The 13,830-nt window shown below is 66.9% G+C and carries 6 protein-coding genes; 5 read left to right on the top strand and 1 reads right to left on the bottom strand.

What is annotated here, in order from left to right:
* The first annotated feature begins 44 nt into the window (after positions 1 to 44).
* The 3 genes from IE305_RS26985 (at position 45) to IE305_RS26995 (ending at position 1,984) form a co-directional block, all read left to right on the top strand.
* Positions 45 to 827, top strand: coding sequence for a DsbA family protein (locus IE305_RS26985; RefSeq protein ID WP_190132384.1), 783 nt, complete (start codon positions 45 to 47; stop codon positions 825 to 827).
* 66 nt (positions 828 to 893) lie between these two features.
* Positions 894 to 1,457 carry a hypothetical protein gene (locus IE305_RS26990; protein WP_190132385.1) on the top strand — a complete coding sequence of 188 codons (564 nt, stop codon included), beginning with the start codon at positions 894 to 896 and terminating at the stop codon, positions 1,455 to 1,457.
* Complete coding sequence (locus IE305_RS26995; protein WP_190132386.1) at positions 1,454 to 1,984, top strand: hypothetical protein; 531 nt, start codon at positions 1,454 to 1,456, stop codon at positions 1,982 to 1,984. Before IE305_RS26990 ends, IE305_RS26995 begins: the two co-directional genes overlap by 4 nt.
* On the opposite strand, the gene IE305_RS27000 is transcribed toward IE305_RS26995, so the two are convergent.
* On the bottom strand, positions 1,972 to 2,196 hold the full coding sequence (locus IE305_RS27000; protein ID WP_190132387.1) for a hypothetical protein: 225 nt from the start codon (positions 2,194 to 2,196) through the stop codon (positions 1,972 to 1,974). The two genes, IE305_RS26995 and IE305_RS27000, sit on opposite strands and share 13 nt — an antisense overlap.
* Positions 2,197 to 2,869: 673 nt before the next feature.
* Here IE305_RS27000 and IE305_RS27005 point away from each other — a divergent pair.
* Entirely contained in the window at positions 2,870 to 13,111 is a 10,242-nt protein-coding gene (locus tag IE305_RS27005; RefSeq protein ID WP_444546176.1) for a LamG-like jellyroll fold domain-containing protein, read from the top strand.
* A gap of 44 nt (positions 13,112 to 13,155) precedes the next feature.
* Positions 13,156 to 13,758 carry an SMI1/KNR4 family protein gene (locus IE305_RS27010; RefSeq protein ID WP_190132388.1) on the top strand — a complete coding sequence of 201 codons (603 nt, stop codon included), beginning with the start codon at positions 13,156 to 13,158 and terminating at the stop codon, positions 13,756 to 13,758.
* Positions 13,759 to 13,830 lie beyond the last annotated feature (72 nt).

Below are 13,830 nucleotides of genomic sequence, written 5' to 3' on the forward strand. Positions count from 1 at the left end.
CCGGGGGCGCGCATGGGCGCGTCCCCGGTTCGTTGTACGCGGATGTGAGCCAGAAGAACACCGACGGAAAGCGCAGCGCCCGCGAGCGGCTGCAGGAACAGCGCCGCCAGGAGGAGGCCCGCGCCAAGCGGAAGCGCACCCTCATTGCGGCGGCCGTCGTCGTGGCCGTCCTGGGCGTGGGCGCCGGCATCGCTGCCCTGGTGGCCGGTTCCACGAGCGGCAAGGCCAAGAAGGGGGCCGGCCCCGTCGCCGCGCCCCAGGGCGCCACCGGCAAGGACGAGGTGGCGATCCCCGTCGGCCACGCCGCCGCGAAGGCCACGCTCACGGTCTACGAGGACTTCCGCTGCCCGGCCTGCGCCCAGTTCGAGCTCGCCTTCCGCGACACGGTCCGCGACCTGGAGGCGAAGGGCAAGCTGAAGAGCGAGTACCACCTGGTCACCCTCATCGACAAGAACCTCCGCGGCACCGGCTCCCTCAACGCCGCCAACGCCGCCGGGTGCGCGCAGGACGCGGGGAAGTTCGCCGCGTACCACGACGAGCTCTACCGCAACCAGCCGCCGGAGACGGACGACGCCTTCGCGAGGAAGGCCCGCCTGCTGGAGCTGGCGGGCAAGGTCGACGGCCTCGTCACCCCCGGCTTCCGCACGTGCGTCGAGGACGGCCGGCACGACAGCTGGGTGAAGAAGTCCCAGGACGTCTTCACCGCGGGCCACTTCGCCGGCACGCCCACGGTCCTGCTCAACGGCAAGAGCGTCTTCGGCGACCCGAAGAACCCGCTCACGCCGGACAAGTTGCGGCAGATGGTGGAGGCGGCCCAGAAGGGCTGACCGTATGGGGCTGACCGTATTCGATCAACGTTGATCATATGACGGTATGTGGTGTCTACTGACCACATGACCGTGCACGACCCTGCCGCACCGAGCGAGGAGCGCCTGCGCTTCGACCTGCCGGAGAAGCAGCGGAGCCTGGTGCTGCTGCCGGGGGTGGTCTTCGGCGTTCTCTCGGCGGCGGCCGTGGCGCTCCCGGGCCCGATGAACGGGAAGCGGATGGAGACCGCCTGGGGCTGCGGTGCGATCGCCCTCACAGCGGTCGTGGTGTACCTGCTCTTCAGCCGCGACTTCACGGAACTGGACGCCCGCGGCATCAGCATGCGCCGGTTCGGCTTCGCCAAGCGTTTCGTGCCGTGGCAGGACGTAGCGGAGATCGCCGTCCGGGAAACCGTCGGTCAGGGCAAGCGCAGCCGTGCCCTGATCGTGTTCCGGCACACTGGCCGCAAACTCATGCTGACCGCCCCCTACGACGGCGGTTCCGGCGCCATGGCGAGCGACAGTTTCCCGTACGACGCGGAGCGCGTGGTCGCGTTCTGGCAGCGCCGAACGGGCCGCCCGCGCCTGGCGGCCCGCAAGATCGTGCACCAGTACAAGTTGTGGGGCGTCTACAAGGAGTCGAGCCGATGAGTACGCACCTGGGCCCGCTGGAGCGGCACCCCGACGGTCACTGGCTGCTCGGCAACCCGGAGGGGAAGAAGGGCGGCGCCCACTTCGTCCTGGAGCGGGAGGGTCTGCGCCACCGCGTGGAGGGCACGGAGGAGAAGCTGCTCCCGTGGGCCCGGCAGATGGAACTGTCCGTGCGCCCGAAGACGCACCCATGGGGAACCTGGCAGCTGAGAGGGCTGCTGCGCACCCCGTACGAGCAGTGGCAGGCCCCTTTCGCCCACCACACCCGCCGCCGCTACCAGCAGGGCCACGTTCTCATCCTGAACGAACTGCTCCGCCAACTCACGGCAGCGCACGCCCTGGACCGCCTGGCCGACCCGGAATGGCTCCAGCACGTCGTCACGCCGCTGGCGCCGGAGGACCCCCTCTCCCCACGCAGCGCGCAACTGCTGGTGCAGCAGGTCCTCCGCACGGCAGGCGGCCTGGTCCTGCCGGAACAGCCGAGACGGGACTTGATCACCGAGCCGTCGACGCCCTACTTCCCGTAGTCGGCGGAGTGGGCGAGGCGCTGGTGAACGCCCATGTCCGTCGCCATACGGGCGGCGGTGTCCCGGTCACCGTCTTCGAGGGCGCGTGCCCGGGTGCGCTTGATGACCCAGCAGTCCTCGCAACGCGGTGGTGCACCGGTGGTGGTGTCCCAGCGTTGCAGCGTCCGGCGGTTGGTCTCGGCGACCTTCGCCCGCAGCTCGTCGGCGCTCACCGCCGGGCCTCCGCGCGCTCACGGGGGACGAAGTCGATGCCGTGAGCCCCGACCGTCACGACGAAGTCGTGGCGGGGGAGGGGCTGCGGGGTGTGCGCGGGGGGCGCGGTACGGGAGGCGAATCGAGCCCTTACGCGGCTCACCCCGCCGGAGATCGTGACGCACGTCGACGATCTGGGACTCACTCTGACTCAGGCCAAGGTTCGACATCCCGGGCTGGACCGTTTTCAGCCGTGACGACCTAAACCAATATGCCCCCTTGACGGGGCCTTGTGAAGTGCGCCACTTGAGCGTCAAGTGTGCCCGATTTGGGTTGAGTAGAAGTCATGTAAGCCGCTAGATATGAGCGGTTTCTATTCACCTACTAAGGACACCCGTGCGTTATCCACGACAAGTGGCATGGCTCATGGCTTTTGTCATGGCCTTGCTGAGTGCAACTGAGCAGGTTGCGCTTGCACTCGATCAATGGAATCGAAGAACCGTCGCTGACGGCCCGGATGCTCCGGACCAGTTTTGGGGAACGGCCGCCGGCCGCGGCCACCGGGTCCCGGGCAGTGCGACGGAGGCAGTCGACAAGGGCGGCCGTCGAAACCCGCTCGCGGCTCCTGGACAGCTGCCAGCAGAGCACAAGCTCACCGGGCGGGAGCTGGGGGGAAAGCCCCAACCGCCCAGGATGGGCCCTGCAGAGCCGGTGAAGGCTCCGGCTGCCCTCGTGCCGCAGGGCTTCTCCGACGGGAAGAGCAAGGAACTGCCGGCGCAGAGGAAGGAGCGGCAACGCACTTTCCTCAACGAGGACGGCACGTACACGACGCGCTTCTACAACGAGCCCGTCAATTTCCGTGGCCGGGACGGGACGTGGAAGGCGATCGACGCCACCCTGGTACGTCCCACACGAGGCATGAGAGGGCGCAGCGCATCCGGTCCGCTGTGGGAGACCAGCTCCACTGCGGTGGGCATCAGTTTCTCGCCGTCCGCCGATACAGACCCGGTCGTGACCATGAAGCTCGGTGAGGGGTCATCACTCGGGTACGCCATCACCGGAAGCGCCCGTACCCCCGGCAAGGCCGAGGGCAGCGTCATCACCTACCCGGACGTGCGTCCTGCCGCTGACGTGCGGTACGTCGCCAGCAGCGACTCCGTGAAGGAGGTCCTGGTCCTCAAGAGCAAAGATGCTCCGACGGAGTGGCGCTTTCCGCTTCGGATGGACGGCCTGACCGCCAAGCCCGACGACCAGGGCGGCATCCTCTTTGCCGACGGCAACGGCAAGGTGCGTGCTCGCATGCCTGCGGGCTGGATGGAGGACTCGCGCCTCGCGGAGAACGCCAACCAAGGAGAGATCTCGTCGGGGGTTCGCTACCACCTGGAGAGCGAGAACGGTCGGCAAGTGCTGGCCGTTTCCCTGGACAAGGAATGGCTCGGCTCTCCCGAGCGCGTCTACCCAGTGAAGGTGGATCCCTCCGTCAAGGGCATCGACGCCACCTCGGGTACGTATGTTCAGAGCCCGTACACCCAGGACTTCTCCAGCGACACCATCCTGAAGGCTGGTACGTACGACGGTGGCAAGCACAAGGCGGCCTCGTTCCTGCGGTTCGACGGCGTCGAGAACTCGCTGAAGAACGCATGGGTCCTCGATGCGAAGCTCGCTCTGTACAACACCTGGTCCTACTCGTGCGACGCCCGGCCGGTGACGATCCACCCGATCACTTCCGACTGGGCCGAGTCGTCCACCAAGTCATACCCCGGGCCGGACACAGGCCCCTCCCTCGTGTCCAAGAGCTTTGCCCACGGCTGGCGCCCCCCGGAGACTGCCTCCTGGTCGTGCGAGGCGGCTTGGGAGTCCATAGGGCTTGGTTCCGATGGTCGCCAGCTGGTCGACGACTGGACCCACGGACGCAAGAAGAATTACGGCCTCGCCGTCAAGGCGTCGGACTCGGACACGAAGGCGTGGAAGCAGTTCGGGTCGGACGAGTACCCGAGCGGGAAGCCGAGCCTGGACATCACGTGGAGCCAGTACGGTGCAACGTACAAGGTCGGCGATTTCACGAGACCCGTGACGGCCACCACCCAGGGCGCCATGACCGTGACGGTCACGAACCAAGGGCAGAGCACCTGGGGCAAGGGCGGAAAGATACAGCTCCGCTACAACCTCTACGACGAGGCCGGCAAGGAGATCAACGAGCAGTCGAAGATCGCCTGGACACCCGTGCCGGAAGATGTGGCACCGGGACGGAGCGTCACGCTGGACGCGAAGATCGCTGCCCTTCCCCCAGCCACCTACACCCTCGTCTGGACGATGGACGTCCTCGACGGGCCCCGGTTCACCACAGAAGGCGTCCGGGGCGCGGCCATCAAGTTCGCGGCCGTGAACCTTCCGCCACAATTGACGTCCGAATCTCCGGCTGGTGGCGCGACGCTGAACTCGTTGACGCCGACCCTCTGGGCAGCCGGCAAGGACGAGGACCACTACCCTTCCAGCAGCCTGCAGTACTCGTTCGAGATCTGTGAGGTGGACGGCAAGGACGCCCGGAAGAACTGCCGAAGCGGACCCCAGGGGGCGGCCCAGCAGTGGGCAGTGCCCAGCGGGTGGTTGTCGTGGAGCAAGACATACGCCTGGTACGCGTATGTCCACGACGGGAAGGACAGATCCAACCAGCCCTTCCCCGCCTACTTCACCACGCAGGTCCCGCAACCTGCTGTGACGGGCCACCTCGGCGGTGACGGGGGCCGTGAGTTCGGCACCCGGGCCGGCAACTACGCCACTGCCGCCACCGACGCGTCCGTCCCGACCGTCGGGCCCGAGCTGTCGGTCATGCGCACCTACAACTCCCTTGACCCCCGCACCGACAACGTCTTCGGCGCCGGCTGGTCCACCCGCTGGGACATGCGGGCCGAGGCGGAGAACACGGGCAATGTTGTCGTGACGCTGGCCAACGGCTCGCGTATGCGCTTCGGACGTAACGCCGACGGCAGTTACGCCCCTCCCGCTGGCAGTCCCACCACACTGACCGCGGACAACAGCGGATGGGTTCTCCGCGACAGGTCGGCCACCACGTACTGGTTCGGCTCCTCCGGACAGCTCACGAAGATCGCCGACGGCTCCGGCAGAGAACAGCGTCTGACCTACACGGACGGCAGGCTCACCGAGGCCCGCGACATGCTGTCCGGGCGCTCCCTGGTGTTCGCGTGGCGCGACGGCAAGGTGGCTTCGGCGACCGCCAAGGGCACCGGTCCGGGCGCAGACGGCCTGACGTGGACCTACACCTACACCGGTGACCGTCTGGTCAAGGTCTGCCCGCCCGGCTCCACCGACAAGTGCACGGTCTACGAGTACGGCGACGGCTCGCTCTACCGGAGCATGGTTCTCGACCAGAACCCCGTGTCCTACTGGCGCCTCGGGGAGTCCCAGGGGGCGATCGCCGCGAGTGACGCCCCATCCCGCACGGGGCTCAACCAGGCCCTCTACCGTGACGTCAAGCTGGGCGCGGCAGGTGCTGTCTCGGGCACGAGCGACAAGGGCGCTGCTTTCGACGGCGGCAACTCCTACGTGGAGCTGCCCGAGGACACCCTGCGCACGTCAACGTTCCTCACGACCGAGCTGTGGTTCAAGACGACCAAGCCTGGTGTGCTGGTGGGGTTCCAGGACGGTCGCCTGGCCGACGGCGAGCCCAACGACTGGACACCCGCCCTGTCCATCGACATGTCGGGCAAGCTCGTGGGCCAGTACTGGACCGGCCGGGTCCAGCCCATCGTCAGCAAGGGCGCCGTCACCGACGACACCTGGCACCACGCGGCGCTCACCGCTGCAGGCACCACCCAGTCGCTCTACCTGGACGGTGTGCTGATCGGCAGCCTGACGGGTCCGATCGACCACCGCAGGCAGTCGTTCACCTACCTCGGCGCCGGTTATTCGAGCACCGGATGGGACGGCCAGACCTCCGGTGTCCGCCATTTCGCCGGTCTCATGGACGAGGTAGCGATCTACCACCAGTCTCTCGACGCCACGACCGTGGCCGAGCACTACCGGGCCCGCAGCAGCACCGGCCGGCTCACCAAAGTGACGTTGCCCTCCGGCCGGGTCCACGCCAAGGTGGCGTACGACCAAGGCACGGGGCGGGTCACGGAGACCACGGACGACAAGGGCGGCACCTGGAAGGTGTCCGCTCCGGTCCACTCCTCCGGCTCCGCAGCCTACGCCGACACGGTGCGTTCCTCTGGGCCCGTCGGCTACTGGCGATTCGGTGACCGAAGCGGTGCCACGGCTGCCAACGACATCAACGGCGGAGCCGACGGCGCCTACCGCGACGGTGTGACGCTGGGCGCTGTCGGTGCCTTCTCCGACGGTGACGACAGTTCGGCCACGCTGGACGGCTCGACCGGTGCCGTGGAAGTGCCCACCGATCCGCTGAAGGGCGCAGGCAGCCTTTCCGTGGAGCTGTGGTTCCGTACGGCGAAGCAGGGAGTGCTGCTGGGTCTGCAGAATGCCGAGCTGGGCAAGGTGCCGACGGACTGGAACCCCAGCCTGCTGATCGATGCCGACGGCAAGCTCCGCGGCCAGCTCTGGCAGGGCGGGAAGTGGCAGCCGATCGTCACGGCCCGGAAGGTCACGGACAGCGAGTGGCACCACGCAGTGCTCACGGGATCGTCCAGCGGCCAGGCGCTGTACCTCGACGGCTCGAAGGCGGGCTCCCTGCAGACCGCTGCCAAGCCGGAGACGCTCGACCATGCCTACTTCGGTGCCGGCTACTCCAGTGAGGGGTGGGACGGGCAGAAGCCCGGCACCCGGTACTTCTCCGGACAGCTGGACGAGACTGCCTTCTACAACAAGGAGCTGTCGGCCGAGACGGTCGCCGAGCATTACCGTGCCCGCTCCGCCCTCATATCCGGTGACGGCGCCCACTACCGCGGCACCGTGACGGCGGATGCGCCGTCCGGCTATTGGCGGCTCGACGAGGTCGGCGGTGACAAGGCCCGCAGCAAGACCGCGGCCTACGCCGGCGACGGCACGTACCGAAAGGCCACACTCGGAGCCACCGGCGTCTTCGGTCCCGGCGACAACACTGCGGTCACCCTGCAGGGAGACGGGTCGGTCGAGCTGCCGTACGGCACCATGGGCAACACCTCGGCCGTCTCGGTGGAGCTGTGGTTCCGCACGGGCAGGCAGGGGGTGTTGTTGGGTCTGCAGAATGCCGAGCTGGGCAAGGTGCCGACGGACTGGAACCCCAGCCTGCTGATCGATGCCGACGGCAAGCTCCGCGGCCAGCTCTGGCACGGACGTACGGGAAAGCCGGTGATCTCCGGCACCCCGGTGACTGACAACCAGTGGCACCACGTTGTCATTACTGGTGGCAGCAGCAGCCAGTCGCTGTACCTCGACGGCACGATGGTCGGCAGCCTCAACGAGCCGTCCAAGCCGGAGACATTGACCCACGCCTACCTGGGCGGCGGCTACTCCAGCGAGGGATGGGACGGGCAACAGCCCGGCACCCGCTACTTCACGGGTGACCTGGACGAGGCCGCCTTCTACCCGAGGGAGCTCACCGAGGAGCAGGTGGCCGAGCACTTCCGTGCCATGCGGTACTCGGGCACGTCGTCGCTCACCTCGACGGTCACCGTCACCGACCCGGCGGGCCGTACGAGCAGCGTCTCGTACGACGCACTGCGCGGCCAGCGCCCGGTGAGCGCCACCGACGCCGAGGGCGGCCGGACCACGTACGCCTACGACAGCGGTGGCTTCCTGCACACGGTGACCGACCCCAACGGGCATATTGCTGTCACAGGGCACGACGCCCGTGGCAACGCGATCTCCCGTACCGCCTGCCGTGACGCGAACTCCTGCTGGACGGCCTTCACCGACTACTACGTCAACGACAAGGATCCGCTCGACCCGCGCAACGACAAGCCGACGGTGGTGCGCGACGCCCGTTCCACGAGTGCGAGTGACGACCGCTATCGCACCACGCTGACGTACACCTCGCTGGGTCTCCCGGACACCACGGTGTCCGCGGACGGCAGCAGGACCGTCACCACCTACACCACGGGCCAGGAACCGGCCGTGGGCGGCGGCACCATGCCGAAGGGCCTGGTAAGAACCGTCACCAAGCCAGGCGGTGGCGTCACCGAATACGGCTACACGGCCCAGGGTGACCTGGCGCAGTCCACGGCGCCCTCCGGTCTCGTCACGCGCTACACCTATGACGGCATCGGACGGAAACTGTCCGAGACCCAGGTCTCCGGCAGCCAGCCGAACGGCGTGACCACCATCTACACGTACGACACCATGTCGCGGATCGTCTCCGAGACGGGCGCCGGCGTGAAGAACGAGGCCACCGGTCAGATCCACACGGCCAGGGTCACGCGTTCCTTCGACCCCGACGGCAAGCTGCTGAGCGACACCACGGAGGACACCACGGGAGGCGACGCCAAGCGCACCACCTTCCACCATTACGACGAGCATGGTCTCGAGGACAGGACCACCGACGCCGAGGGCAACGAAACAGCCACGGCCCACGACGCCTTCGGTCGCGCGACGCGTACGACCGACGCGGCCGGCACGACGTACGAGTTCCGCTACACGGCCACGGGCCGCCATGCGGAAACGGTTCTGAAGGAGTGGAAGGACGGCTCCCTCGGGGGAGTGAAGGACCTGGTGATCGTCTCCAAGGCGTACGACCCGGCAGGCCGCCTGGCCTCGTCAACGGATGCCATGGGAGCCACCACCGCCTTCACCTACTACGACGACGGAACCCTTGCATCGAAGACCGCCAAGGATGTCACCCAGGCCGACGGCAGCAAGCACGACATAGTTTTGGAGGCCAACACGTATGACGGGGCGGGCAACCTTGTCCAGCGCACCACCGGCGGAGGCACGACCACCGTCGTCAACGAGGTGGACGCGGTCGGCCACATCACCCGTAGTGTCCTCGACCCCAAGGGGCTGAACCGCTGGACGGCGTACGCCTATGACGACGCCGGCCGAGTCGCGGAGCAGAAGACCGCACTGAGTACCCAGCGCTTCACCTACGACAAGGCAGGAGACAAGCTCACCGAGACACTCGTCGACGGCGAGCACACCCGCACCACCAAGTACGCGTACGACCAGCGTGGTCTGGCCGTGGCGACGGTCGACCCGCGCGGCAATGAGGCCGGGGCTGATGAGGCCGCCTTCACTGCATCGGTCGACTACGACGCACTCGGCCGCCCCGTGCGGCAGACGGCCCCGCCTGTCAGGACGGAGGAGAACGGAGGCAACGCGGAGACGGTCCGGCCGTCGACGCTGATCGGTTACAACACCTTCGGCCAGGTGACCGAGGTGCGGGACGCCCGCGGCGCCGTCACCCGCAAGGTGTACGACAAGCTGGGTCGCGCCACTGCGGTGACGCTTCCCGACTACACGCCGCCGGGCGGCAAACCGGTGTCCGCAGTCTCCCGTACTACGTACGACGCGTTGGGGCGGCCTGCCTCCACCACGGATGCCCTCGGCCGGACCGTGCGGTACGCCTACGACCAGCTGGGGCACCTGATCCGGCAGTCGCTGCCGGAGACGGACCTGCTGAACCCTGCCCAGTCCTCTCCACTGGAGGACGACGCCTACCGGTTCACCTGGACCCCCACGGGCCGTCAGCTTTCCACCACCGGGCCCACCGGCTCGCGGACAGAGACCACGTACGACGAGCTCGGCCGTCAGCTGACCTCGACGATCGTGGAGCGTTTCCCCTCGCCCCGCAACCTCGTCGCGCGCTACGTCTGGGACGACGCCGGCAACCAGACCTCGTCCACCACTCCGGCCGGCCGTGTCACCACAGCTGCCTATGACGTGGCCGGTGAGGTCCTCAGTGTCACTGCTCCCGGCGGAGGAACGACGAAGTTCGCCTACGACGCACTCGGACGGAACACCGAGACCGTCGACCCGACAGGGCGGAAGAGCGTCCAGCGCTACGACGGCTTCGGCAACATCACCGGCTCCGCCGACTACGGGACGGGTGACGCAGTCCTGCGGTCGACGGGCGCGGAGTACGACGTGGCGGGCAATCGCACCGCCGCCATTTCCGCAACGGGAACGCGGACGACCTTCGCGTACGACGCCCTGGGGCGGATGACGCAGCAGGTCGAGCCGGTCTCGGACGAAAAGTCGATCACGACGACGTTCGGCTACGACGCAACAGGCAACCGAACGCGCCTGACGGACGGCCGTGGCAACACTACGACCTACACCTTCACGCCCTGGGGCCTGCCCGAGTCGACGATGGAACCTCCGACCAAGGAGCACCCGAAGCCTGGCGACCGGACCTGGACCACGGTGTACGACGCCGCGGGCCAGAAGGTGGCCGATCTCCTGCCCGGCGGTGTCGAGCGACGCAGCACGTACGACGTGTACGGCCGGCTGGTGAAGGAGACCGGGGCGGGCGCCGAGACCGGGACGACGGACCGGACACTCGACTACGACCTGGCGGGCCACCTGGTCAGGGTCGGCTCGGGTGACATCCTCAACCCGAACACCTACACCTACAACGACCGCGGCCAGCTTCTGACCGCCAGTGGACCGGGAGGCAAGTCCAGCTACACGTACGACGACGACGGGAAGATGACGTCACGGACCGACAAGTCCGGTACGACGACGTACGCATACGATCCCGTGGGCCGTCTCAACCGCACCGAGGACGCCGTCACCGGCAGCCAGACCTGGACGGCCTACGACCAGGCAGGGCGGGTGCAGCAGGAGCAGTACCTGACCAAACCGGCCGGGGCGACGGACTGGCAGGCAGGGGCCAAGCGCGACTACGGCTACGACGCCCTGGGCCGTCTGACGTCGGACAAGGTCACGAGCCCGGACGGCAAGACGGACGTCACGGCTTCCGCCTACGACTATGACGCGGCGGACCGCCTCGTGAAGAAGGTCACCAGCGGCACTGCCGGTGCCGGTACCAACGAATACAGCTACGACAAGTCAGGCCGCATGACTGCGTGGAAGGCCGACGGAAAGGTCACGACCTACGACTGGGACGAGGCGGGCAACCGCACAAGGACCGGCACCATCCCCTCTGTCTTCGACGAGCGCAATCGCCTGCTGAGCGACGGGAGCAGCACCTACGCCTACACCTCGCGGGGCACGCTGGGCTCGGTCCGGACGGGGAGCACGTCGCGACAACTCAAGCACGACGCGTTCGAGCGGCGGATCAATGACGGCGAGGCGACGTACGCCTACGACTCGCTGGACCGTGTGACGCATCGAGGGGATACCGCGTTCGTCTACGACGGAGGCTCGAACGGCCTCGTGTCCGACGGCACCTTCACGTACAGCCGGGTGCCCGGCGGCGGGTTGCTGGCGAGCACGGATGGCAAGACCCCGCAGCGTGCCCTCACGGACCGGCACACGGATGTGACCGCTGGCCTGTCACCCGACGGCAAGAAGGTTTTGGGCGCCACGGCCTACGACCCGTTCGGCACGGTCACCACGAAGGCCGGCTCCCGCCCTTCGCTGGGCTACCAGTCCGGCTGGACGGATCCGTCGAGCGGCGACGTCAACATGGCCTCGCGCTGGTATCGCCCTGGCTCGGGCAGCTTCGCGTCACGCGACACGTGGCAGCTCGACCCGAGCCCGTCGGTGCAGGCCAACCGCTACGCGTACGGAAACGCTTCGCCGGTGAACGGCACGGACCCGTCAGGACATTGCGTGGGTCCGGTCGCCGTGATTTGCCTCGGAGGGGCTGCCGAGCTGCTCGGCTGGGGAACTCTCGGTGGTGTCGTGGGACTCGGTGCCGGCGCGGGCTGGTGGGAATGGAGCAACAGCGACTCCGACTCCGGTACGTGGGATGAGGCCGGTGGCCGGGAGTACATCGAGTCAGGGACTGACTTCTGGGAAATAGATGAAACCACTGCAGCCTGGGACAACGCACTCGATTACGTTGCCCCGCCCTTCCGCGGCACGTGGTCCTACGAGGAGGACGACTACTACGACGATGGTTACGAAGGCGGCTGGTCCGACTGGTCCGAGCCGACCTACCGCCCCATCGACCGCAGCGGCGGCCGAACGCTGGCACGCCCCCGCCCGGGCCGCCCGCAACGCCCCCACATCGAGCAGAACCCGAACCGGGGCAAGAACCCCAAGCCGGCCCCCAAGCGACCACTGCCGAAGCCGGACTGGGAACCGGGGGGTGGCTGGTCGCCCGGCGATGTGGTGGGCGCGGTCATCACTGCTGCGCGCATTCTCGAGATGTTCAACAGTGACAGATACGGGTCGGGGCAGGAACGGGAGCCGAACGTACATGTAGCTCCAGGAGCAATGCCAACGCCGCTGAGTGGTACACACACCGACAGTGATTTCGATTGTCGAAAGGGCGGTAAGGGCTGGGTGGACTGGGGCGACCGCGACCCGCAAAATGGCATGAGAGCCACTTGGGCTGAAGCTTGCTTGGACAAGGCCTATATAGAGGAGAACCCGGGAACTCCGACTAGGCGTGATATTAGGCCGCCGGGTTATGAATGGGCAGGACGCTTTGTCCGCCATTTGGGGTTGGACCCCGCCTATAGCGTCAATAATTGCCACCTTCTTGGAAAGCAGCTCAGTGGGCCAGGAACGGAGCTGAAAAATCTCGCAACATGCTCCCGTGCGGCAAACTTTCCGAATGGAGGCGAAGGCGTCCAGGACAACATGTTCAAATTCGAAGACAAAGTGAAATCCGCAATTGACCTCCGGCAGGTCGTCTATTATCGGGTTACGCCGAAGTATGACGGTCCTCGCACCGTGCCTGTCGCCTTCGAAATGCTGGCGATCGGGAGGTATGAAGACGGGCGTCCGGGCGTGTCATTCGATGAAGTGGTGCCGAATTCCGTCTACAGCAGGAAGTTCGGTCAGTGGAGAAATATGGGCACTGCGACAAAACAGGGGAAGATGGAGCCCGTCGGAGGGATGAGGTGAGTGTCTCGGGGTCGAAAGGTGGAGGAAGACCGCAGGGTGCCGCGGTGAATGCGCTGCTTACGCTCGTGGCGCCGGGCTGTGGGGCGGGCGAAGTGATCGACTGGGGCGCTGTGTCGGCGGCCTGGGGAACTCGATTTCCGGACGACTATGTCGACTTCATGGGGGTGTACGGAGAAGGTGTGATGAGCGAGCATCTTTATATCCTCCATCCTCTGTCTACGGCAGGTGACGCAACGCATTGTCAGATGCGTCAGGAAACCGCCACAGCCTGCGCTGTAGCAGCTCGGCTGGGAGATGTTGCAGGGCTGCCCAAGGGATCCCCTTATCCCCTGATTGCTTGGGGAGTCACTACAGGACCGGATATTTTGTGCTGGGTCACCGAAGATTCGGACCCGAACAGCTGGCCTGTGGCTGTTTTCGGTCGGCACACGGAGGCTCCGGTTGCTCTTTATGATTGTGGCATGGTGGAGTTCTTGCGCAGTCTTCTGCACGGCGCATTTCCCGTGTGCCCGGTGAGTGGTGCGGAGCTTTGGGGTCGACGTGATGTGAAATTTCTCCACTGGAGGGAGCAGAAACGGCTGTGGGCTGCAGGAGTGAACCCATGGACCGGCGAGCCCGACCCATATGCCGACGAAGAGTGGGACTGAGAAAATATGATGCTTCGTCGGGGGTGATTCGAGAGGAGCTCTGGGTCAGGGCTTTTCGTCAGGAGTCTGTCC

This window comes from Streptomyces mashuensis (assembly GCF_014654785.1).
Taxonomy (GTDB): domain Bacteria; phylum Actinomycetota; class Actinomycetes; order Streptomycetales; family Streptomycetaceae; genus Streptomyces; species Streptomyces mashuensis.

Excerpts from the sequence above, each read along its gene's own strand:
- IE305_RS26990 (WP_190132385.1), top strand. The coding sequence starts at position 894 with ATGACCGTGCACGACCCTGCCGCACCGAGCGAGGAGCGCCTGCGCTTC.
- IE305_RS26995 (WP_190132386.1), top strand. The coding sequence starts at position 1,454 with ATGAGTACGCACCTGGGCCCGCTGGAGCGGCACCCCGACGGTCACTGG.
- IE305_RS27005 (WP_444546176.1), top strand. The coding sequence starts at position 2,870 with ATGGGCCCTGCAGAGCCGGTGAAGGCTCCGGCTGCCCTCGTGCCGCAG.